We start from the raw sequence: 21,616 nt of genomic DNA, 5'->3' as shown, positions 1-21,616 counted from the left end.
CTCAGTCGGCGAGCGCCTCCCGCAGCGCGTCGTACGCGGGGGTCGGGCTGCCGTCGTCGAAGAGCAGGTCGTGTCCCTGCTGCAGGCGGCCGTCCTCGTCGGTGAACCAGTCGTACCGGTCGTCCACGCCCCACGTCGTGTACGAGATGCAGGCCTCGGAGCGGAGGCACGTCGCCAGGATCGTGGCGTACTGCTCGGCCTGGGCGTCCTGGCCCTCACTGTCGGTGACGTCGTTCTCGGAGATCCGGACGAGCAGACCGGCGTCGTCGAACCGTTCGAGCGTCGTGGCGAGGTCGTCGACCGAGACGGTGTCGGTGTCGAGGTCGTAGACGTGCGCCTGCAGACCGACACCGTCGATGTACCCGCCCTGCGCGTTCGTGTCGAGCGCGAGTCGGCGGAGGGCGTCCTGCCGGGGCCCGGGCACGTCGGCCCCGTTCTCGTTGATGAACTGCCGGACGTCGGGGTCCGCGCCGTGCACCGCCTTCGACACGACCACCGGGTAGGAGGCACCGAACACCCTGTACCAGACGTTCTGCTGCAGGTCGGTCCCCTGGTCGACGTCGAACGGCTCGTTCACCACGTCGAGCGAGTCGAGCCGGCCCCGGAAGTGGGTGACCACCGTCCGCACGTAGTCGAGCAGGGCGTCCGCGCTGGCACGACGGTCCTCCGCGGAGTCGATGGGGAGGTCCCGCATCCACCGCGGCATCGCCTCCGTGAAGGCGATGGTGTGGCCGTGCACGGCGATGTCCTCGGTCGCCGCCAGGTCGAGCAGGGCGTCCGCCTCCTCGAACGTGTACACGCCCTGGCGCGGCGCGAGCGCCTGCGGTTTCATCGCGTTCTCCGGGGTCAGGGCCCCGAAGTTCCCCACGAAGTTGCGCGCGTACTGCCGGTCCGCGGCGAGCGGCCCGAGCGCCACCGCCGCACCGATCCGGAAGCCCGGCCTCAGCCGTGCCGCGAGCGCCTGGAGTCCGTCCGGAGACCGGTCCGCGTTCGCGGCGACGGGTCCCTCGACGGCCAGGGAGTCCCTCGCCGGCGCCGCAGCGGTGAGCGAGGACACCGTGAACGACCCCTCGTCGCTCGACAGCCCCAGCCAGAGCTCGCCCGAGTCGAACACGTCCCCGAGCGGCAGCGAGATCACGGCGTCGCCACCGCTCGTCACCGCGAGGTCGTCGCCGGAACGCTGCACGGACAGTTCCGCCTCGGGGTCGTCCACCCGCACGTGCTCGTCGCGCGCCGGCCGAGGGTGCGCCGCGTCGCGCAGCGGCGAGCCGTCGAAGACCACGACCTCGAGGTCGTCCCCGCGGAGCGTGAGGTGGACGCCGGCCGGCTCGATGCGGAACTCGTCCGCGATGACCGGCGGGCTGTCGTACACGGCGAGGGTCGCGTCGTCGGTCACGTCCCGCAGCGTCGTGCTGAGCGAGAAGTCACCGTCGGCCGACAGGTGCGTGCCGAAGAGGTTCACGGGCGGGTCCGGCTGCCCGCCGCCGCCGTCCTGCTCGACGATCCGGCGGGCGGTCTGCGTCACCCGGAGCGCATCGCCGTCGAGGGCGATGCCGGGCACGTGCTGCCAGTCATGGTGCAGGAGGTCGACGACCGTGTCGCGCTCGACCGGCGGCGGCGTCGTACTGCAGCCCGTCAGGAGGAGCGCGACGGCGGCCAATCCGCCGGCCGACCAGCTCCGGCTCCGCTGTCCCGCGGGGCGTCGTCGGGACCCCGACCGTGGTCGGTCGTCGGGCGCGGTCCGCATGCTCGGAGACTACGGGACGGGGAGCGTCCTACGCTTGCGGCGTGGGGACCTGGAGCGCCGAGCCGATCGGCAACGATGCAGCCGCCGACTTCGTCGCAGAACTCGACGGCGAGCGACGGTGGACGGTCGTCAAGGCCGCCTTTTCGACCGCGGCGAAGCTCGGCGACACCCTCGACAGCGACACCGCTGCCACCGCCATCGCAGCGGCGGAGGTCGTCGCCCACGGACTCGCGCGTCCCACGCAGACCGACGCCTACACCGAGAGGATCCAACAGTTCGTCGGCCGCGCAGATGTGCTTGCTCCGCAAGCCGAACTCTCAAATTTCCTCGACTCGGGACCGGAGCGATATGCAACTGACCTGCCGGGCGCTTTCTCCGTAAAGCTGCGATATGAGGACCGTGCAGGTACTGAACTAACTGATGAGTACAAGTTGGACTTCACGGCCGGTCGGGGCGATTTGAGGCCAGAAATCCACGGATTGCATCACATTGCCAAGACACTGCGCGCCATTGCAAAAAAGCAGGGTATCACGCACTTCTGATCGTTCGGACTGAAGCGCCAGGCAAGGTGAGTCGCTGGTTATATGCTATGCATGTCGGAATCGCCGGAGCCAGGGTTTACATTGGGACCGTCTTCGGATGTAGGTGACAGCCGACCATCCCGACCGGCCTGCTGGGTGGCAACCCAGCGTTCAAGGAGCTCGTCGACCTGCTCAATGGCCGCCGGCGCAGCCTGAGCGTCCTCGTCGCCCTTTCACCGATCGACCTGCGCGGCGGCGTCGCTCGGCTCCTGACCGGTCCAGCCGATCCCGGTCTGTCGGCGGTCAGGGCGTGCGTACGAAAAGCACTCCCTCCTGAGTCATTAACAGCCCGTGATGTGGGTCGACTGCTAGTGGATTCCGCTCGCGCTCCTGTTCGTAAACCCGAGGGTTGGCGCGGTCGACGATAATCACGTCATGGCGTTCGGACGCCAGCTGATTGAACATGCCGATCACTGCCGCGGCCAACTCTCGGAGGTCACGTCGCCGCGAAACCAGGCCCGCCTCGGCCGCAGCTCGAAGCAACCCGTCGACGTCGCCGATCGCGGAATCGCGCGCGCGAACTAGGCATAGCGTGACCAGAACGTTCGAAAGATCGTCGTCACGGTGGAGGCCTCGGAGCAGCTTCCGATCATGTTGAAACTGCGACATGATCGAGTACGCGTCCTCATACTGAGCAGTAAACGTTCCGATTCTCCAGAGCTCGTTGTCTGACTCTCTGAGGGAGCTTCGGAGATCCTCGAACTCCGTTGGGTCATACTTCCAGCCGTCAAGCATCTCGAGCCCGGCGCGTGCCTCTGCCTCATCGGTGGAGTTCACCTGGAACGCGTCCAGGCGGTTGCACGTCATCCACGTGTCGGCTGGCCTGGCTTCAAGGAACACAAACTCCGTCTCACCCTGAGCAAAGTAGTCATAGATGGCGCAAACGATGCGGCGCAATCGCGGCTCTTTCATGTTCTGTCTCAGTCCAGGGACAATCGGCTCGAGCGAAGAGCTTAAGCGTTCCAGCCGCTGCAAAGCAACTAGGATATCGTCCGCGGTCGCCGAGATTGGCGTTCCGTGCTTCGCGTCATTGCTAGTTCTACGTATCAAGTGAAGGTCGGGCGCGCCAGTCCAACCAAGCGTAGCGAGGTCCTCCGTCTGGTTGTAGAGATAAGTGTTCGTCCAATTATGGCCGCTCGCGACGAGAGTGGTTTCCCAAAGCGCACTCGCGTCTCGCGCGGCCCGTCCGACGTCCGACGTCAGATAGCCCGACGCGAGCTTCTCCTCGAGATTCCGACGAATGTCAGACGTGCCCAAAGCCAACTTCCCCAGAAGGTTCACATAGGCACTCTAGCGTGGCGCGTGAGCTTATCCCCAGCGCTACCGACGTTTGCCCACTGCGCGCTTTCGCGCGGTCGCACGTGCGATGGCGGCGATAGCGGCGACGGGTACCGTCCTCTGCCGCTCCGCGGCGGGACTGCAATGACGTCAAACGCAAGGCTGTTCAACTGGCCGGTGATGGGGGCCGTCCGGTGCCCGGTTGCTCACCGGACGCGGTAGAGGCGGCACTTGTCCGGTCCGAGGACGCGTCGAGTTCAAGGCCGGTCGGGGGACAGCACGGCCAAGCCCGACACCTCAGTCGACAGACTCGACGAAGACGGTCCGCACGCCTGCAGGAGCCTGTTCGAGGTTCGAACTTGCACGATTAATACGGGCCTCCGAACTGAACCGCATCCACACTCGGACCCAGCCGTCTGTCTGGCGGTCGGACGATGCTGTGAGGTCCGTGCCATGACGCCAGTCAGGGCCAACTTGCCGATCTGTCAGAGAGGCGACTGCCCTCGCGCCGTCAACCGGTTCGTGGTGCCAGCCGGTGGACACGCTAGGCATGAAGCGTTGATCGTTCAAGAGTCTCTCGACAACGCGCGCTGCACGCTCAGAGAGGCGATCAGCGACGAACCAGGGACCCGACGTGGGCCAGTAAACGCGCCACTCCCCTTCAACGCTGACCCCGTAAGTCTCAAGACGTCGGATGATCTGATCGAGCGATTCGTCGTCTGGGCCGACGTTGATCGCCTCGTTCACAAAGCCCTCGTACGTGATGGCGTGCACTTCTCTGATGTTCTTAGTCATGAACGCAACCTAGGGCAAGGACAAGAGCAGCTCCGCGCGCTGTCGTCCTTTCGCGGCGCTCTGTGTCGTGGGGCGTCCCTAGGGCGATCCTGTACTGGTCCCAATCAGCCGTGAGTGTTCACTTCGTCCACTCACTCCCGGGCCGGCCCGGCCCGGCCCGGGAAGTGCGAAGCCGAACACGGTGCGCGGCTGACGGGGAAGCACGACGGCACGACGGCACGACGCAGCGCCCCGTGCCATACAGCGCCCGCGTCATCCTCCACGTCCCGAGCGACCGGGGACCCTGCCCGGTCAGCAATCGGTCATCGTGCAGGTGAGGGACCGTGCTCGCGCAAGTCGCGCTGTCGGCTGTGGGCGACGTTCTCGCCTGCCTAGAGGCCTCGAAGGAAACCAGGTCATGGGCACCAGCCCAGCCCGCCGCCCACCGATCGGGGGCCTGTCGTGCAGCGGCCGTTTGTATACGCTCGACGAATGGCGATGACCGGGCTCCACGCGGCTGAGCAATCTCTCGACAAGGTTTTCTCGGACGACTACAACTTCTCCATCCCCGACTATCAGCGGCCGTACCGCTGGGGCGTGGAGCAAGCCGTCCAGCTGCTGGAAGACCTTGAGGAGAGCCTGAATCGAGGTGCAGGCGATGAGTACTTCCTCGGGTCGCTCGTACTGATCGAGCGCGACCGCACCACATATGACGTCGTGGACGGGCAGCAGCGCCTGACGACGTTGACGGTGCTGTTCGCCGTGCTCCGCGACCTCGCCGAGGACGACAAGGAGAGCCGGGAGCTCGGCGATCTCGTTTACGAGCCTGGCTCCACCATCCGAAACATTCCGCCGAAGGCGCGGCTCGCTGTACGCAAAGACATCTCGGACTTCTTCCGTGTCTACATCCAAGAAACCGGGAAAATCGCAGAACTCACGACCGCGAGCAAAGCGATTGCGGATCTGGAGCCGAAGCTGGCGGTTCGCGACAACGTGAACGCCCTTTATACGCGGCTCTCCTCGTGGTCGACGGAGAAGCGTCAGGCGCTCGCGACCTTCCTTCTGACGAAGACGTTCCTCGTGATCGTCACCACGCCAAGCCTGTCGAGCGCCCACCGGATCTTCTCCGTCATGAACTCACGCGGCCTCGACCTTTCGCCCGCAGACATCTTCAAGTCGATGGTGATCGGCGAGTTGCCCGCGCATTCGCCTCTCGCGGAGAGCTGGGAGGACAAAGAAGAGGAACTTGGCGCGGACGACTTCACCGAACTCTTCCGCGACATGCGTACGGTCGAGACCGCCCAGCGTGCCCGCCACGAACTGCTGCAGGAATTCCCCGAGCAAGTCCTCAACAAGTACTTGAAGAAGGGCAAAGCAGCCGAGTTCGTCGAGAAGATGCTCGTGCCGTACGCCGACGCGTTCCTGCGCACCGTCCATGCCGACTTCCCCGACGACAGCGAGTGGCAGCCGGTGAACCGGTGGTTGAAGCGGTTCTCACGCATCGACAACAGAGACTGGCGGCCGACCGCGATTTGGGCGCTCTACAACCACGGCGACGACGCTGCGTTCCTCACCAAGTTCTTCGCGAAGCTCGAGACGCTCGCTGCCAGCTTTCTCGTCCGAGGCATCTACACAACGCCTCGTATCGGCCGGTACCTTGACCTGCTCACCGAGCTTAAGGAAGGACAAGGGCTCGACGCGCCTTCCTTCGAGCTCTCCGCAGGAGAGATCGCGGAGACGCGGCACGCGATCAACGGGGACATCTACAACATGCAGAAGAGGCGCGCGCGTTATGTCCTCCTGCGCCTTGACGAGATGCTGACCACCGATGGCGCCGTCGAATACAATGAGCCGCTGATCCAGATCGAGCATGTGCTGCCGCAGACACCGACTGTCGACTACTGGCTCGAGCGATTCGACGAGGAAGCCCGCGAGACGTGGACCAACCGTCTCGGCAACCTGCTCTTGCTGAACGGCCGCAAGAACGCGCAGGTGAAGAACTACGCCTTCGACGTGAAGGCCTCGAAGTACTTCAAGGGTTCCGCGATCTTCCAGCTCACCTCACAAGTGATCCAGGAGACCGACTGGAACCTCGACATCGTGAAGCAGCGACAGCAGAAGCTCACCGAGACGCTCTACGACGCGTGGGGGTTGCAGTCCTACGAGGCGGAAGCCGGCGAAGTCACCGGAAGCTGAACGGGTCCACCGCGTCCGCAGAGCGCCCGAACGGGACGATCTGCGGGCTGGGAAGCGCCACAAAATGAATCGCGTACCGTCCGCACGCCGATCCCTCACCGAGATGGAGCGCCAAGGTTCAGCGAGGACGGCCTCCGTTGGATCGGAGCATCAGACGGGTGGTTCATACAGATGCAGCCTCCAGCCACTTCAAGGGGCGCGACTCGCATCGACGTTAATGGCCCTTATCGCAACTTTCCTGCGCAGGGGTCGAGCGGTTCTTCGTTCGGACGGTTGCTACTCTGCGGCTCCCAACCCCGCCTCCCCTCAGCTCACGAGGGAACACCGATATGCCCTCCTATTTCAGTTCTGGCAATTGAGGGCCTGCCAGCTGCCAGCCGCCAGCTGCCGACACAGGCTGGACGATCCACTAGCCGACCACTGTGGATATTGCACACAAAAGAGCAGCAATGGCGAGGGACCACAAAGCCAAACGAACTCCTCTATAATTTCGCACCACAATCTTCGAAATCTGTCCGAGCTGGTCTACCAACCGGTCATCCAGATTCTTGCCCGCAGCCCGAATGAGGCTCGCCAGTTCGTCCGAAGTTATATTCGCCATATCCGCATAGTAGCCGAAAATCGGACCTTCAGCAGGGCCAGAGCGCTTCGTTCGCGGAAACACCGAGTACCCAAGAGCGGCGATACCGACCGAAGCTGCAACCACGCCGGTCCACCACAGGTGCGCTCCGAGAAAGGTGAGTGAATTGGGTGACCAAGACCCGGCAAGAATCGCCGTCGAGACAGCTCCGACGGCTACGCCTGTAGCTGCGAGCAGCAAGGACGCCTTAGAGTCAGCGCGGACTAGCTCCTCACGTGTCTCAAGAAGTACTATCGCGGCTTGCTCTGCGGCACGCTTGGACAGTCTGGACCGGCTCAACGTTCCCCGCCCCTTGCTGTTGTGATGGACGAATCAGCAGAGAACTGGCGGCGAATTTCGGCCCGTCGACGAGCAAGAGTAACGAGCGTGGGACTGTAGCTGCCTCGGAGATTGCGCTCGCTTCTCAAGCCTTCGGGTACGTCAGGCCGGTACCTATCACCCTTGAGGATAGCGTGGCAGAATTCGTCGCCATGAACACTGCACCAAGGGCTGGATAACGACTGACCGAACCGCTCTTCGTCTGGGATTTTGTCCAGCTCCACGTCTTCCCAAAGAACACTCAGACCCGTGTGGTTCCCATTCCCGTCGCACCCACATGAGAAGCTGAGATAATCGTTCGATTGTATCTCATCCCAGACACTTGCCGTTATGACGAGGTTTCGGGGGTCGGTTTGCTGTGCGGCTTTTGCGGCGTAATTGACGGCATGGCCTGCCCATACCGGCTCTTGAAGATCAAGGTGCCTCGGTATGCCAACACGCTTTGCCATGATGGAGGAACTTGCAACTGCCACCTTGAATCCAGTCGAAGGAGCGGTTTTCCACTTTGCCTCGATCTGGGCGGTGAACTCGTCCGAGTAGGACCGAGTCGTGATCGCGGCGCACATGGCACGTTCATATCGCCGCTCGCCCCAGAAGAGACCAAAGCCGCCATCTCCCTGGATGTCTACAAAATCCACGTCAAACTCTCTCAGAATCCTTGCAACGCTTCCAACGCCTGCGTCGTAGATGCTGGCGGTGCTTGCAGCAGAGCGACCCTTCTCCAATTGGGTCGAGCCCCTCATGTCAAACACAACCGCTACGACGTCGCTAAGGAAGTGCCACGTTGCTGCGTCGATGGGCAACTTCGCCGGATCGAATGATCCATCCTTGAGTTCAACCTTTGGCTCGTGCGAGAGTTTCTCCGATGTGCGGTCGGCTACATCGGAAAGCAAGTTTCCTAGTTTCAGCACGCGTCCCTCCCTATGACATGAGCGCTTGTCACAAGCTAGCGGCTACAGCCGACTTCGCCCACTGCGGATGCGCGTCGGACTGGGCATACCTCAGTGCCACGGGCGCCGATGGCTGCGAGGTTGTAGTCCTGGACTCCGCTGCGGGCCGTCGACACCACGGATCTAGGCGCAGATCTAAAGCTTGCACAGCGCAACGTCGTGATCAGCTCGATCTCCCTCACCGCGGGAGTAGAGGTGTGAAGCCTCGGACTGGGCTGCCCGCGTGCTCAACGCACCGGGCTGACTCCAGCATGAGTTCGAAGAGACTTCGACTGTCCGGCGCGGGACGCCCTGAGCGAGATTTGCACCAAAGACGCATCACAGGCACTCGCCAAAACAAGAAAACCCCCGCGCGAACGGGGGTTTTCTGTGGCGGTACCGGTGGGATTTGAACCCACGGTGGAGTTGCCCCCACACATGTTTTCGAGACATGATCCTTCGGCCGCTCGGACACGGTACCGGGAAAGATCTTACACGATCCGGGAGGCCCGCTCGACCACCGCAGGTCGCCTCCCCTCCACAGGCGGTCCGATCCAGATCCCCGCTCACCCATCAGGCACAGCAGGGTCACCGACGAGGCAGCCCGCGTACGGTCTCCGGCATGAGAACCCGCACCCTCGTCGCATTGCTCACGTCCGTCATCGGTGGCCTGGCCGTCGTCGGCGGCGGGGCGTTCGGCGCCAGGGCCGGGATCCGCGGGCAACGAGCGGCCTCGCAGCGCGTGGTCGACATGCTGCCCGTGCACGCCGACTGGTGGCGGGAGCGCCTGCAGCACGAGGGGCAGCTGACCTACCTGGCGATCGGCGACTCCGCGGCACAGGGGGTCGGCGCCACCGCCCCCGGTCGCGGGTACGTCGGGCTCCTGGCGCGGCGGATCCGGCACCGGTCGCGCATGTCGGTCCGCGTGGTGAACCTCAGCATCTCGGGGTCGACGACGTGGGGCGCGAAGCAGGACCAGCTCCCGAAGCTCCGCAAGTACACGCCGGACGTGTGCACGGTTTCGATCGGGGCGAACGACATCGCCGACTTCCACCCGGACAAGTTCGAGCGGAACATCCGCGCGATCTACGGGGCCGTGCCCTCGCACGCGATCGTGGCCGAGCTGCCGTGCATGTTCGTGCCGGACCGGGAGCGCAAGGTCGCGGTCGCCAACGAGATCGTGCACCGCGTCGCGGGTGAGTTCGGGCTGACGGTGGCCCCGCTGCACGTCATCACGAAGCGCGTCGGGCTGCGGCGGACCTTCTTCAACAGCTACGGCGACCTGTTCCACCCGAACGACCGGGGGTACGAGATCTGGGCGAGCGCCTTCGAGCCGGCGGTCGACGCGCGGGTCGACACGGTGGCCGCGATCCGGCACTACCTGTCCGCTCGCGAGGCCGAGGACCTCGGTAGCGAGGCCGGCGCCGTCGCGAGCGCACGGGCGGAGCAGGACACCGAGCACGCGGAGGAGCTCGAGCACGGCGAGCGTCCGAGTCGGGTCGAGCGTCTGCGCCACCGCGTGACCGGCTCGATCCCGCTTCCAGTGCGGAGCGGCGAGCCCGAGCACGAGCGCAACCACAACGACGACGAACACGAGCACGAGCAGCCGCACGAGAACAAGCACGTGCAGGCGCAGGGCGCTCCAGCACCCGACACCGACGGACCCGGCACCGGCACCGGCACCGGCCACGACCGACCGCACGCCCCCGCACACCGCGCCGAGCCGGACGGGCAGCACGGTGGTGTCGGCGGAGCGGCATAGCCTCGATCCATGGCGCGCACCCAGTCCCTCTACCGCTGCACCGAGTGCGGGTGGACCAGCATCAAGTGGGTCGGCCGCTGCGGCGAGTGCCAGGCGTGGGGCACCGTCGAGGACACGACCGCCGCTGCCACCAGCTCCCGCGGCACCGCTCCGGTCGCCGTCGCCGGCACGCGTGTGGCCCGCCCCATCACCGAGGCACGCGGCACCGCGGTGCAGCGGTGGAACACCGGCATCGGTGAGTTCGACCGCGTGCTCGGCGGCGGGATCGTCCCCGGGGCTGCCGTGCTGCTCTCCGGTGAGCCGGGCGTCGGCAAGTCGACGCTGCTGCTCGAGGTCGCCTCACGCGCGGCGGCGACCGGTAAGCGCGTCCTCTACGTCAGCGCGGAGGAGTCCGTCGACCAGGTCCGGCTCCGTGCCGAGCGCACGAACGCCATGCACGACCAGCTCTACCTGGCGAGCGAGGTCGACCTCGGTGTCATCCTCGGCCAGATCGACCAGGTACAGCCCGACCTCGTGATCGCCGACTCCGTGCAGACGATCTCGTCGAGCACGATCGACGGCATCGCGGGCGGCACGTCGCAGGTGCGCGAGGTCGCCTCGACCCTGATCCGCGTGGCGAAGGAGCGGGGCCTCCCGGTCCTGATCGTCGGGCACGTCACGAAGGACGGCACGATCGCCGGACCGCGACTGCTCGAACACCTCGTCGACGTGGTCTGCCACTTCGAGGGCGACCGGCAGACGGCCCTGCGGTTCGTCCGGGCGCTGAAGAACCGGTTCGGCCCGACGGACGAGGTCGGCTGCTTCGACATGGCCGGCGACGGCATCCACGAGGTCCCCGACCCGAGCGGGCTCTTCATGTCACGGAACGGCACGCCCGTGTCCGGGACCTGCGTGACCGTGGCCCTCGAGGGTCGGCGCGCACTGCCGGTCGAGGTGCAGGCGCTCGTCGTACCGAGCTCGGCGCCGCAGCCGCGACGGGTCGTGAACGGGGTGGACGCGTCGCGCGTGGCGATGCTGCTCGCGGTCCTCGAACGTCGGGCGGGGCTGAAGCTCTCCGACGCCGACGTCTACGTCTCGACGGTCGGCGGCATGAAGCTCACGGAGCCGGGCGCCGACCTCGCGATCGCGCTGGCCCTGGCGAGCGCCGCCCGTGACCGCCCGTACCCGCACACGCTCGCGGCCGTCGGCGAGATCAGCCTCGCGGGCGAGATCCGCCCGGCGACCGGAGCGAAGCAGCGCGCGAGCGAGGCATCCCGGCTCGGCTTCACCACGGTGCTCGGCGCAGACGCGGAGCACCTGCGCGAAGCGCTGCGCGTCGCGTTCTCGCTGACGCAGTCCGTCCGCGAGCGCGAGCTCGACCGCGCGTTCTGACGGACGCGCGATCGCCGGTCGGAGGCGACCAGCGCCTCCAGGCCGGAGCCCGGAAGCGCAGCAAGCCCGGAGCCTCGGAGGATCGGGTAGCCGTGACCTACGCGCGCAGCGCGGCCAGCAGGTCCGCCGGCGCCGCCTGCATCGTGTGCGGCCCGGCGATGTCGAAGAACACGCCCTCGAGCGAGTCGAGGTGCGCAGCGAGGAACTCCTCGAGCCGGGGCCCGTCGTAGACCATGACCTGCCGGACCTTCTCGTCTGGCACCATCGCGGTGTAGGCGTCCGCCGACGAGAAGAGCAGCAGGATGCGCCTGTCGGAGCCCTCGCGCCCGAACACCCGGACCTGCATGTCCTTCTTCCCGGTCACGAGCCGCGGGACGATCACGATGTCGTTGCGCAGGGCGAACGCGACTGCGGCGACGTCCTGCTTCGCGAGGGCTTCCTCGAGCTGTTCGCTCCGGAAGCGCTGTTCCTTGTCTGCCATCGCCCCTAGTCCACCAGATCCTCGTGCGTCTGGCGACCAGGAAGGCGAACCGCCGGTGACCGGACCCGAACGGCCGTCATCGGACATCGCGACTGGCGATCTCCCGGATCCGCCGCTGATTTCTCCCCAGGACTCTTCCATTGCGGCGCTGGCGCGGTAGGTTGGTCACAACCGCTCCGGCGGGAGTCCATCGTTCTTCCGGTGCTCTGCACCTTCGAGCGCCATCGGTCACTGACCCTCTCAGGTCGCCTGGCCCCGAACCCGTGCCGCCGGCCCATGCCCGCGGAACGCAACGATCCGACGACACTCGTCGGCGGATCGGCGGCAGCAAGTGCCGTCCCGCAAGACAGGCAGCGAACGTTCGCCTGGCAAGAAAGTTAAGGAAACGCCATCATGGCAACTGGCACCGTCAAGTGGTTCAACAACGAAAAGGGCTTCGGCTTCATCGCTCCGGACGACGGCAGCGCTGACGTCTTCGCGCACTTCTCCGCGATCGCTGGCAACGGCTACAAGTCGCTCGAGGAGAACCAGAAGGTGGAGTTCGAGATCACCGAGGGCCGCAAGGGCCCGCAGGCCGAGAACATCTCGGTCATCGGCTGACCTCAGCTGCTCGGAACGGGCTCGTCGTCTTCGGACGGCGGGCCCGTTCGCTGTTCCCGGGGGCGGATGAGGGGCGGCCACGGCCGATCGGCGCACATTGCTAGACAACCTAGCGACGTGACGTACCGTTGACGCATGACTTCCTCGCACCCTGGGCCGGAAGACAGCGCGCAGCCGTTCGACCTGCAGACGTTCATCGACGACTTCCTGACCGGCCTCGACCCCGAGACCGTCGACGATCACCGGCACTAGCCCGGAACCGCGCTCGGGCCGGAGACGCTCGCGCGTTCTGGATACCCTGCTGCCATGACGCAGGACGCCCGCTGCACCTCGGTGTGGTGGCGGTTCTCCTGCAGCCGGTCGCTCGGCCACGGCGGGTTGCACCGGGACACGACTCCGGGCAGCCTCGCGGAGTGGAACGACGTCGGGTCCGGCAGTCAGTTCCGGGGGATCGACGACATCGCCGACCCACACCACCGGCGCACGAGTGGCCCGGGCCGGTCCGTCAGTTCAGGATGAACTGCGCCGACTCCTTCGACTCCAGGTCCCCCACCCCGACCTGCAGGTGGTAGCTGGCACCCCCACCGGTGACCGACGGCCGCGACGAGTCGCACGTCGTCGTCGACGACCGCGTGCGGTCCCACTCGATCGCCGGCGTCGTGAGCTCCTGGCCCGCCTTGATCGTCACGTCCTGGTTGGTGCCCCCGGTCTGGCAGTCCTTCGACGACCAGTACTGCTCCGTACCGGAGCTGATGGTGAGCACCTGCTGCGCCGAACCGAGGTCCATGTGGCAGGCGTCGGAGCCGGTGTTCTTGATCGACATCGCGATCTGCGGGTCCTCGGTGGGCCCGTAGGCGGTCTTGTCGAGCACCGGGGTGAGCTCGATCTGGTCGTCGGAGCAGGCGGCCGCATCTCCTGGAGCGGCGGAGGCGGACGGCGCCCCCGCGCTCGACGACGGTGCCGTAGACGGCGAGGACGACGGGGTCTGCGATGAACCCGCCCCGGTACCGGAAGCCGCTCCGGACGACTCCCCCGCGGAGGCCGACGCCCCCGGAGCCGATGCCGACGACGCCCCGCTCCCCCGCCCGACGACGATCAGGACGACCACGACGACGATGAGCAGCAGCACCCCGAGGACGAGCGCCCGACGACGCCAGTAGACACGGGACGACTCGGGTCCGACGGGGCGGCGGAACGACGACATGCGCACAGGGTAGGGCGAACCGGACGCCCGCCCGCGGCGCGACGCCGGAGCACACCCGAAAGCGTCAGAGGATCTTCAGCATGCGGGTGTTGCCGAGGGTGTTCGGCTTGACCCGGGCGAGGTCGAGGAACTCCGCGACCCCCTCGTCCGACGAGCGGACCAGCTCGGCGTACACGTCGGGTGCGACGACCTGCTCGCCGATCTCCAGGTACCCGTGCTTCGCGAAGAAGTCGACCTCGAACGTCAGGCAGAAGATCCGGGCGACCGCGAGCTCGCGGGCGTCGTGCTCGAGGGCCTCGAGCAGCCGGTGCCCGACCCGCTTGTGGATCCAGTCCGCGTCGAGTGCGAGCGTGCGGACCTCGGCGATGTCGTCCCAGAAGACGGCGAGGGCGCCGCAGCCGATCGGCACGCCGTCCGGTCCTTCGGCGATCCGGAACTGCTGGATCGAGCCGTAGAGCGCGACGTTCTCCTTGCCGAGCAGGATGCGCCGGTCGACGTACGGGGCGATGAGCCGCTGGATGTGCGGCACGTCGGAGGCCAGCGCCGGCCGCACCCGGATGCCGTGCTCGTCGCGCTCGTCGAACGTTGGTGTCCCGCTGCCACTCATCCCGTCGAGCATAGGCCAGCCCGACGAGCACAGCGTAGCCCGACGAACACAGGGCAGCCCGACGAGCACCGGGCAGGGGGACACCGCCCTGGACCGTGCCCAGCAGCACCGGCCTACCGTTCACCTCGAACCCGAACAGCACGACGAACGAAGGAGCGAGCATGCCCCAGATCATCGAGACCGTCGACGTCAACGTCCCCGTCCGCCAGGCCTACGACCAGTGGACCCGGTTCGAGGAGTTCCCCACCTTCCTCGACGAGGTCGAGAAGATCGTCCAGGTCGACGACAAGACGACCGACTGGACCGTCAAGGTCGCCGGCCAGGAGCGCGACTTCCGCGCCGTCATCACCGAGCAGCACCCGGACGAGCGCGTCGCGTGGACCGTCAAGGACGGCGACGTCGAGCACGCGGGCGTGGTCACCTTCCACAAGCTGTCCGACAACGAGACCCGCGTCACCGCGCAGATCGACTGGGAGCCGACCGGCCTCCTCGAGAAGCTCGGCTCGGCCGTGGGCGTCGGCGGCCACGCCGTCAAGAAGGACCTGCACAACTACAAGGAGCGCGTCGAGAACGCCCCGACCGACTCCGGCTGGCGCGGTGACGTCCAGGCCTAGGACGTCCAGTAGCGACTGACGGACGGGAGGCGCAGTGCCAGCTGGCACCGCGCCTCCCGTCCGTTCGTGGTCACCCCGCTGACGCGAACCCCGCGCTGGCAGAGTAGGGCCATGCAGCTGCTCCGCACCGCCCTCACCGGGACCGCGATCGCCACCGCCGGGAGCGTGGCCCTCGGGGCCGCTGCCGCTCGCCGGCTCCTCCACCCCGCCCCCTTCACGCCCGCAGAGTCGGAGCTGGTCTGGACCCGCGAGCAGGACGTCCCCGGCACCGAGCCGGACGGAGTCGCCCGCGTGCACGTCGTCCACGTGCACGGGCAGTCGATCGGCCCGCAGCAGGTCCTCCGCGGCATGCGGGTGTGGCGTGCGCTCGGCGCCGCGAACCAGGTGGTCGACACGACCGACCTGCCGCTGCGCTCCCTCGACCCGGTCGCCGTCGACCGCATCGCCGCCGCCGCGCACGCCGCCCGTGCCCGCGGCGCCGAGCGGGTCGTGCTGCAGGGCTGGTCCGCCGGTGCCCTCGCCGCGTCGGCCGCGGCCGCGCGCACGCCCGTCGACGGGATCGTCGGGGTGGCACCGCTGCTCGACGTCCGGTCGGCCCTGCGCGGCGCCGTGACCGCGGCACGGTTCCCGGCGGCCGTCGGCGTCGTCGCCGGCCGCATCGCCACCACACCCGGGCTGAGCCGCCTGGCGGGGGTGCCGTACCCGCTCACCGTCACACAGTGGCAGGACGAGGGCACGCCGACGCTGCTCCTGCACTCCGCAGCCGATCCGCTGGTCGCCGCGGACGACGTCGCCGCGCAGCGTGCCCGCGGGGCCACGACGGTCGCCTTCGACGAGGCCCACCACACGCTCGAGTGGAACGAGGACCCGGAGCGCTGGGAGACGGCCGTCCGCGACTTCGCGACTGCGCTGGACTGAGGCCGCGGGAACGGAAGTGGCCCCGGTCGGGGGAGACCGGGGCCACTGACCTCCGACCCGTTGGGGGGAACCGGTCGGACATCGGGTGCGAGGCGTTGGGGGGAACCCCTCGCTCCGCCAACGATACCCCCGGTCGAGGGCCACGTCCGCGCGCCGCCGCGAACACGCGCCGAGCGGAATGACGCGGCAACGACGGGAGACGCGGTGCCAGCTGGCACCGCGCCTCCCGTCCGTCGGCTGGTGGAGTCCTAGGACTCGATCTCGCCCTGCGGGGTCTCCGCGGACTCGACCGCGGCCGCCCCGGCGAGGACCTCTTCGCGACCCGGCTGACGCCCGGTCTCGAACTGGAACTTGCCCTCGGCGAAGTCGACCTTCACGTGGTCGCCGGCGTTGAGCTCACCCTGCAGGATGTGCTCGGACAGCTGGTCCTCGACCTCGTGCTGCATCGCGCGGCGCAGCGGTCGGGCACCGAGTGCCGGGTCGAAGCCGACCTTGATGAGCTGCTCCTTGGCGGGGAGCGTGAGCTCCACCGTCATGTCGCGGTCGAGCAGGCGGTCCGCCAGGCGCTTGACGAACAGGTCCACGATCTGCAGCAGCTCGGACTGCGAGAGCTGCGGGAACACGATCGTGTCGTCGACGCGGTTCAGGAACTCCGGCTTGAAGTGCTTCTTGAGCTCCTCGTTCACCTTCGAGCGCATGCGGTCGTAGCCGACGGCCGAGTCACCCTCGACCTGGAAGCCCACCGGGCCACCGGCGATGCCCTGCGAACCGAGGTTCGTGGTCATGATGATGACGGTGTTCTTGAAGTCGACCACGCGGCCCTGACCATCGGTCAGGCGACCCTCTTCGAGGACCTGCAGCAGCGAGTTGAAGATGTCCGGGTGAGCCTTCTCGATCTCGTCGAACAGGACCACGGAGAACGGCTTGCGGCGCACCTTCTCGGTGAGCTGGCCGCCCTCCTCGAACCCGACGAAACCGGGAGGGGCACCGAAGAGTCGCGAGACGGTGTGCTTCTCGCCGAACTCCGACATGTCGAGGGAGATCAGCGCGCCCTCGTCGTCGAACAGGAACTCGGCGAGTGCCTTGGCGAGCTCGGTCTTGCCGACGCCCGTGGGGCCGGCGAAGATGAACGAGCCCGAGGGGCGGTTCGGGTCCTTCAGGCCGGCGCGGGTGCGGCGGATGGTCTTCGAGAGGGCCGAGATGGCTTCCTCCTGACCGATGACGCGCTCGTGCAGGGCCTTCTCCATGAAGACGAGACGCGAGGTCTCCTCCTCGGTGAGCTTGAACACCGGGATGCCCGTGGCCTGAGCCAGGACCTCGGCGATGATGCCCTCGTCGACGGTGCCGGACGCGGCGACGTCACCCGCACGCCACTGCTTCTCGAGGCGGAGCCGCTCGCCGAGGAGCTTCTTCTCCTCGTCGCGCAGGCTCGCGGCCTTCTCGAAGTCCTGCTCCTCGATGGCGGCTTCCTTCTGCCCGCGGACCGTCGAGATCTTCTCGTCGAACTCGCGGAGCTCCGGCGGCGCCGACAGGATCGACAGGCGGAGGCGTGCGCCGGCCTCGTCGATCAGGTCGATCGCCTTGTCCGGCAGGAAGCGGTCCTGCACGTAGCGGTCCGCCAGGTTCGCCGCGGCGACGATCGCGCCGTCGGTGATGGACACCTTGTGGAACGCCTCGTACTTGTCGCGGAGGCCCTTGAGGATGTTGATCGCGTGCGGCAGCGACGGCTCGTTGACCTGCACCGGCTGGAAGCGACGCTCGAGTGCTGCGTCCTTCTCGAAGTGCTTGCGGTACTCGTCGAGCGTGGTCGCACCGACCGTCTGCAGCTCACCGCGGGCGAGGAGCGGCTTGAGGATCGACGCGGCGTCGATCGCGCCCTCGGCAGCACCGGCACCGACCAGCGTGTGGATCTCGTCGATGAAGACGATGATGTCGCCGCGGGTGCGGATCTCCTTCGTGACCTTCTTGAGGCGCTCCTCGAAGTCACCGCGGTAGCGGGACCCGGCGATGAGCGACCCGAGGTCGAGCGAGTAGAGCTGCTTGTCCTTCAGCGTCTCCGGGACGTCGCCCTTGACGATCGCCTGGGCGAGGCCCTCGACGACCGCGGTCTTGCCGACGCCCGGCTCACCGATCAGGACGGGGTTGTTCTTGGAGCGGCGGGAGAGGATCTGCATGACCCGCTCCATCTCCTTCTCGCGCCCGATGACCGGGTCGAGCTTGCCGTCGCGCGCGGCCTGGGTGAGGTTCCGACCGAACTGGTCGAGGACCTGCGAACCCTGCTGGGCGTTCTGCTGCTGCTCGCCGCCGACGGCGACCGCTTCCTTGCCCTGGTAGCCGGACAGGAGCTGGATGACCTGCTGGCGGACGCGGTTGAGGTCCGCGCCGAGCTTCACGAGGACCTGGGCGGCGACGCCCTCGCCCTCGCGGATGAGTCCGAGCAGGATGTGCTCGGTCCCGATGTAGTTGTGACCGAGCTGCAGCGCCTCGCGCAGGGACAGCTCGAGCACCTTCTTGGCGCGCGGCGTGAACGGGATGTGCCCGGTCGGCTGCTGCTGGCCCTGCCCGATGATGTCCTGGACCTGCTCGCGGACGGCATCGAGCGAGATGCCGAGCGACTCCAGCGCCTTGGCGGCGACGCCCTCGCCCTCGTGGATGAGGCCGAGGAGGATGTGCTCGGTGCCGATGTAGTTGTGGTTGAGCATCTTCGCTTCTTCTTGAGCGAGGACGACAACACGACGGGCTCGGTCGGTGAATCTCTCGAACATGTGCTCTCCCTTGCCGGGCTCGTGGGAGCTCGGTGACGTACATCGAGACTAACCAGCGGACCCCCGCAGGGCTGCCCCTGTTCGCCGTGGGCGTGACCTCTCTTCGCCAGGCGGGCAGCGGTCGGTCACGGACGTCGAGCTGCGCGCCCGAGGGCCCGTCGGAAGCGGCGGGGTTCGACCCCGATGCGCTCCAGCACGTCGTGCGCTGCTCCCCAGGACGGATCGTCGACACCGTCGCAGAGCGCGAGCAGCACGTGGTGCGGGCGCACCCGCTCGAGCGGGTCGGCGAGTTGCGCTGCCCGGGCCAGTACGCGGACCACCGCGGGCGTGCACGCGATGCGGTCGTCTTCGTGCGGCACCGTGGCACCGGCCCCGCCGCACGGACCGATCCCGTGCCGGACCGCCGCGACCGTCACGCCGTGCGCGACCAGGACGGCTCGGAGACGCGGCATGCCGGTGCACAGCGTGACGCCCGCGACGAGGAGGGAGATATCAGTTGCCCAGAGGGAGTCGGTGGAGTGGGCGGGTACGCTGCGGCCATGGAGCAGCCCGTCGTCGGCCTCGTCGTCCACCCCACCAAGAACGTGCAGGAGTCGATCGCGACCCTGCAGCGGTGGAACGCCTCCGGACGCGGCCAGCTCGTCGCCCGTCGGGCCGACGCGCAGCGCATCGGCGGGGGCGTCGACGTCATCGGCGACGACGACTTCACCGACCAGGTCGACCTGGTCGTCGCGCTCGGCGGCGACGGCACGATGCTCGGCGCCATGCGGCTCGTCGCCAAGCGTCCGGTCCCGGTGCTCGGCGTGAACTACGGCAACGTCGGCTTCCTCGTCGAGATCGAGCCGCCCGAGCTCGAGCACGCGCTCGACCGGCTGTCCGCCGGCGACTACCAGCTCGAACCGCACCACGCACTCGAGGCCCGGCTGTCCTGGAGCGGCGCCCGCACCGACTACCTGGCCTTCAACGACCTGACCGTGGTGCGACGACCCGGTGCCGGGCAGGTGTCCGCCGACCTCAGCGTCGGCGGGCTCGGCTACGGCTACTACCGTGCGGACGCCATCGTCGCCGCGACGCCCGCCGGCTCCACCGCGTACAACTACGCCGCGGGCGGACCGGTGCTCTCCCCCGCGCTGTCCGGCTCCGTCGTCACGCCGGTCGCACCGATGGCGGGCATCGACCGGTCCGTGGTCCTCGCGGCCCGCGAGCGCTACCGGTTCGACATCGCCGAGGGCACGCGGAGCGCAGCGCTCGAGGTCGACGGGCTCGTCGTGGGCGAGGTGGCGACCGGCGCGCAGATCGACGTCCGACTGCGGAAGGACGCCGGGAGCGTGGTGCGGCTCGACGCCGAGCGGCACGGACGCACCGGCCGGGTGAAGCTCAGCCTGCTCGACCTGCCGGTGCGGCCGGACCAGCTCATCGAGCTCATCCCGCACGACCTGCGCCAGAAGCTCGGCCGCGAGCTCGAGGACTAGCGGAGACCGCCGGGCAAGCTCCGTGCAGCTCCACCCCGGACAGACGAGTGGCCCGTCCAGGCAGTGCCTGGACGGGCCGTCCCATCACCCCACCGGGCAGCCTTCCCACAGGACGACCCGGTTCCCCCAGCCGACGCGCTCGCGTCGGCCGAAGCCTGCTGACCTCAGTCGGTCAGGTACAGCTGCATGTCCTGGCTCACGGCCTTCGCGAACAGGCGCAGCTTCGCACGCGACTCGACACGGCTGACCGCCTGACGGGTCGTGTGGACGATCTTCGAGATCTCGTCGAGCGTCATCGGCTTGTCGTCGTCCAGGCCGTAGCGCATGCGGATGACGTTGGCCTCGTCGCTCGGCAGCTCGGCGACGATGGAGCGGATGTCGCGGTGCAGGAGCGTCGTCTCGGTGAGCTCGTTCGGGCTCGCGGCGTCCTCGTCCTCGATGAAGTCACCGAGCTCGCTGTCGTCGGAGTCGCCGACCACGGTGTGGATCGACACCGGCTCGTGCGAGCGGCCCTTGAGGTCCAGGAGCTCCTCGGTGCTCATGCTGAGCTCGGCTGCGACCTCGTCGGGCATCGGCGCACGGCCGAGGTCCACGGTCAGGTCGCGCTCGGTGCGCGAGATCTTGTTGATGAGCTCCACGGTGTGGACCGGGATGCGGATGGTGCGCGCCTTGTCGGCGAGACCACGCGAGATCGCCTGGCGGATCCACCAGGTGGCGTAGGTCGAGAACTTGTAGCCCTGCGTGAAGTCGAACTTCTCGACGGCGCGGACGAGACCGAGGTTGCCCTCCTGGATGACGTCCATGAAGGGGAGGCCGCGCTGCGAGTAGCGCTTCGCGATGCTGACGACGAGGCGGAGGTTCGAGGTGATCATGCGCTCCTTGGCGCGCTCACCGTCGCGGACGAGCCAGCGCAGCTCGCGCTGCAGCTTCTTGTCGATGCCGGCCTCGGTGTTGAGCTTCTCCTCGGCGAACAGCCCGACCTCGATGCGGCGGGCGATGTCGGCCTCTTCCTCGGCGGTGAGGAGCGAGAGGCGGCCGATGTGGCGGAGGTAGTCGCCGACCTGGTCGACCGAGGCGCCGCGGACACCCGCGAGCTGCTCGTCGGCCTCGACCTCGACGGCCTCGAGCGTGGTGGTCTCCACCGCGGCGACGGCGGTCTTCGCGGCTGCTGCCTTCTTGCTGCGGCGCGCGGTGGTGGCGGTGGTCGTCGTCTTCGGTGCTGCGGTCGCGGTCGTCATGGTGACTCTCCCTGCGGTTCGACGGTGATGGCCTCGGTGGGGGGTGGTCATGAGTAAAGCGGTCGCAAGGTGTACCCCACAAACCGATCGGATCGATTCCCAGGGAACGCCGTGCTTCACC

General features: G+C 67.5%; 19 protein-coding genes and 1 tRNA gene. 8 read left to right on the top strand and 12 right to left on the bottom strand.

Annotated features, from left to right (window positions below):
- Position 1: 1 nt before the first annotated feature.
- Positions 2–1,747, bottom strand: coding sequence for an endo-1,4-beta-xylanase (locus Cus16_RS06475; protein ID WP_083263774.1), 1,746 nt, complete (start codon positions 1,745–1,747; stop codon positions 2–4).
- Between the two features lie 41 nt (positions 1,748–1,788).
- Here Cus16_RS06475 and Cus16_RS06470 point away from each other — a divergent pair, with 41 nt between their 5' ends.
- Entirely contained in the window at positions 1,789–2,289 is a 501-nt protein-coding gene (locus tag Cus16_RS06470; RefSeq protein WP_069711848.1) for a DUF4259 domain-containing protein, read from the top strand.
- Between the two features lie 282 nt (positions 2,290–2,571).
- On the opposite strand, the gene Cus16_RS16250 is transcribed toward Cus16_RS06470, so the two are convergent.
- A complete protein-coding gene (locus Cus16_RS16250) occupies positions 2,572–3,609 on the bottom strand; it encodes a hypothetical protein (RefSeq protein WP_141718854.1) in 1,038 nt (345 codons plus the stop codon).
- 294 nt (positions 3,610–3,903) lie between these two features.
- Positions 3,904–4,401, bottom strand: a complete 498-nt coding sequence (locus Cus16_RS16245; RefSeq protein ID WP_141718853.1) for a hypothetical protein — start codon at positions 4,399–4,401, stop codon at positions 3,904–3,906.
- Positions 4,402–4,872: 471 nt separating this feature from the next.
- Here Cus16_RS16245 and Cus16_RS06460 point away from each other — a divergent pair, with 471 nt between their 5' ends.
- Positions 4,873–6,576 (top strand): DUF262 domain-containing protein, encoded by a 1,704-nt coding sequence (locus Cus16_RS06460; RefSeq protein ID WP_069711846.1) that lies wholly within the window; start codon positions 4,873–4,875, stop codon positions 6,574–6,576.
- Between the two features lie 409 nt (positions 6,577–6,985).
- On the opposite strand, the gene Cus16_RS17115 is transcribed toward Cus16_RS06460, so the two are convergent.
- From Cus16_RS17115 to Cus16_RS06455, 3 genes are all read right to left on the bottom strand, one after another.
- Complete coding sequence (locus Cus16_RS17115) at positions 6,986–7,396, bottom strand: Pycsar system effector family protein (RefSeq protein WP_223246548.1); 411 nt, start codon at positions 7,394–7,396, stop codon at positions 6,986–6,988.
- A gap of 95 nt (positions 7,397–7,491) precedes the next feature.
- Positions 7,492–8,445: an adenylate/guanylate cyclase domain-containing protein gene (locus tag Cus16_RS16240; RefSeq protein ID WP_141718852.1), complete on the bottom strand. Its 954-nt coding sequence runs from the start codon at positions 8,443–8,445 to the stop codon at positions 7,492–7,494.
- A 409-nt stretch (positions 8,446–8,854) separates the two neighbouring features.
- Positions 8,855–8,944 (bottom strand) — tRNA-Ser (locus Cus16_RS06455).
- Between the two features lie 141 nt (positions 8,945–9,085).
- Here Cus16_RS06455 and Cus16_RS16235 point away from each other — a divergent pair.
- Positions 9,086–10,225, top strand: coding sequence for an SGNH/GDSL hydrolase family protein (locus Cus16_RS16235; RefSeq protein ID WP_189319545.1), 1,140 nt, complete (start codon positions 9,086–9,088; stop codon positions 10,223–10,225).
- A gap of 9 nt (positions 10,226–10,234) precedes the next feature.
- Complete coding sequence (radA, locus tag Cus16_RS06445) at positions 10,235–11,596, top strand: DNA repair protein RadA (RefSeq protein WP_069711844.1); 1,362 nt, start codon at positions 10,235–10,237, stop codon at positions 11,594–11,596.
- 97 nt (positions 11,597–11,693) lie between these two features.
- Here the strand turns inward: radA and Cus16_RS06440 are convergent, their stop codons facing one another.
- Positions 11,694–12,077: an SseB family protein gene (locus Cus16_RS06440; protein ID WP_069711843.1), complete on the bottom strand. Its 384-nt coding sequence runs from the start codon at positions 12,075–12,077 to the stop codon at positions 11,694–11,696.
- A gap of 393 nt (positions 12,078–12,470) precedes the next feature.
- On the opposite strand from Cus16_RS06440, the gene Cus16_RS06435 reads away from it, so the two are divergent.
- The gene (locus Cus16_RS06435) at positions 12,471–12,677 is read left to right on the top strand and encodes a cold-shock protein (RefSeq protein WP_022904520.1); all 207 of its coding nucleotides are present in this window, start codon (positions 12,471–12,473) and stop codon (positions 12,675–12,677) included.
- A gap of 505 nt (positions 12,678–13,182) precedes the next feature.
- On the opposite strand, the gene Cus16_RS06430 is transcribed toward Cus16_RS06435, so the two are convergent.
- Positions 13,183–13,881 (bottom strand): hypothetical protein, encoded by a 699-nt coding sequence (locus Cus16_RS06430; RefSeq protein ID WP_069712046.1) that lies wholly within the window; start codon positions 13,879–13,881, stop codon positions 13,183–13,185.
- Between the two features lie 64 nt (positions 13,882–13,945).
- Entirely contained in the window at positions 13,946–14,488 is a 543-nt protein-coding gene (locus Cus16_RS06425; protein WP_069712045.1) for an amino-acid N-acetyltransferase, read from the bottom strand.
- Between the two features lie 161 nt (positions 14,489–14,649).
- On the opposite strand from Cus16_RS06425, the gene Cus16_RS06420 reads away from it, so the two are divergent.
- Both Cus16_RS06420 and Cus16_RS06415 read left to right on the top strand, forming a co-directional pair.
- Positions 14,650–15,102 carry an SRPBCC family protein gene (locus tag Cus16_RS06420; protein WP_069711842.1) on the top strand — a complete coding sequence of 151 codons (453 nt, stop codon included), beginning with the start codon at positions 14,650–14,652 and terminating at the stop codon, positions 15,100–15,102.
- A gap of 111 nt (positions 15,103–15,213) precedes the next feature.
- Positions 15,214–16,020 (top strand): hypothetical protein, encoded by an 807-nt coding sequence (locus tag Cus16_RS06415; RefSeq protein WP_069711841.1) that lies wholly within the window; start codon positions 15,214–15,216, stop codon positions 16,018–16,020.
- 248 nt (positions 16,021–16,268) lie between these two features.
- Here the strand turns inward: Cus16_RS06415 and Cus16_RS06410 are convergent, their stop codons facing one another.
- Both Cus16_RS06410 and Cus16_RS06405 read right to left on the bottom strand, forming a co-directional pair.
- A complete protein-coding gene (locus Cus16_RS06410) occupies positions 16,269–18,785 on the bottom strand; it encodes an ATP-dependent Clp protease ATP-binding subunit (RefSeq protein WP_069711840.1) in 2,517 nt (838 codons plus the stop codon).
- 125 nt (positions 18,786–18,910) lie between these two features.
- Positions 18,911–19,237: a hypothetical protein gene (locus Cus16_RS06405; RefSeq protein ID WP_141718849.1), complete on the bottom strand. Its 327-nt coding sequence runs from the start codon at positions 19,235–19,237 to the stop codon at positions 18,911–18,913.
- Between the two features lie 87 nt (positions 19,238–19,324).
- Between Cus16_RS06405 and Cus16_RS06400 the strand changes: the two genes are divergently transcribed.
- Positions 19,325–20,257 (top strand): NAD(+)/NADH kinase, encoded by a 933-nt coding sequence (locus Cus16_RS06400; protein ID WP_069711838.1) that lies wholly within the window; start codon positions 19,325–19,327, stop codon positions 20,255–20,257.
- 164 nt (positions 20,258–20,421) lie between these two features.
- Here Cus16_RS06400 and Cus16_RS06395 read toward each other — a convergent pair whose 3' ends face one another.
- Entirely contained in the window at positions 20,422–21,495 is a 1,074-nt protein-coding gene (locus tag Cus16_RS06395) for a sigma-70 family RNA polymerase sigma factor (RefSeq protein WP_069711837.1), read from the bottom strand.
- Positions 21,496–21,616: the final 121 nt, after the last annotated feature.

Source organism: Curtobacterium sp. ER1/6, assembly GCF_001742745.1.
In the GTDB taxonomy this organism is placed as follows: Bacteria; Actinomycetota; Actinomycetes; order Actinomycetales; family Microbacteriaceae; genus Curtobacterium; species Curtobacterium citri.
Note: the sequence above shows the minus strand (reverse complement) of the source record. Positions and strands in the feature narration are given on the sequence as shown.

Excerpts from the sequence above, each read along its gene's own strand:
- Cus16_RS06435 (WP_022904520.1), top strand. The coding sequence starts at position 12,471 with ATGGCAACTGGCACCGTCAAGTGGTTCAACAACGAAAAGGGCTTCGGC.
- Cus16_RS06395 (WP_069711837.1), bottom strand. The coding sequence starts at position 21,495 with ATGACGACCGCGACCGCAGCACCGAAGACGACGACCACCGCCACCACC.
- radA (WP_069711844.1), top strand. The coding sequence starts at position 10,235 with ATGGCGCGCACCCAGTCCCTCTACCGCTGCACCGAGTGCGGGTGGACC.
- Cus16_RS06475 (WP_083263774.1), bottom strand. The coding sequence starts at position 1,747 with ATGCGGACCGCGCCCGACGACCGACCACGGTCGGGGTCCCGACGACGC.
- Cus16_RS06440 (WP_069711843.1), bottom strand. The coding sequence starts at position 12,077 with ATGGCAGACAAGGAACAGCGCTTCCGGAGCGAACAGCTCGAGGAAGCC.
- Cus16_RS06415 (WP_069711841.1), top strand. The coding sequence starts at position 15,214 with ATGCAGCTGCTCCGCACCGCCCTCACCGGGACCGCGATCGCCACCGCC.
- Cus16_RS06425 (WP_069712045.1), bottom strand. The coding sequence starts at position 14,488 with ATGAGTGGCAGCGGGACACCAACGTTCGACGAGCGCGACGAGCACGGC.
- Cus16_RS06400 (WP_069711838.1), top strand. The coding sequence starts at position 19,325 with ATGGAGCAGCCCGTCGTCGGCCTCGTCGTCCACCCCACCAAGAACGTG.
- Cus16_RS16245 (WP_141718853.1), bottom strand. The coding sequence starts at position 4,401 with ATGACTAAGAACATCAGAGAAGTGCACGCCATCACGTACGAGGGCTTT.
- Cus16_RS06420 (WP_069711842.1), top strand. The coding sequence starts at position 14,650 with ATGCCCCAGATCATCGAGACCGTCGACGTCAACGTCCCCGTCCGCCAG.
- Cus16_RS06460 (WP_069711846.1), top strand. The coding sequence starts at position 4,873 with ATGGCGATGACCGGGCTCCACGCGGCTGAGCAATCTCTCGACAAGGTT.
- Cus16_RS16235 (WP_189319545.1), top strand. The coding sequence starts at position 9,086 with ATGAGAACCCGCACCCTCGTCGCATTGCTCACGTCCGTCATCGGTGGC.
- Cus16_RS06410 (WP_069711840.1), bottom strand. The coding sequence starts at position 18,785 with ATGTTCGAGAGATTCACCGACCGAGCCCGTCGTGTTGTCGTCCTCGCT.
- Cus16_RS06405 (WP_141718849.1), bottom strand. The coding sequence starts at position 19,237 with ATGCCGCGTCTCCGAGCCGTCCTGGTCGCGCACGGCGTGACGGTCGCG.
- Cus16_RS06430 (WP_069712046.1), bottom strand. The coding sequence starts at position 13,881 with ATGTCGTCGTTCCGCCGCCCCGTCGGACCCGAGTCGTCCCGTGTCTAC.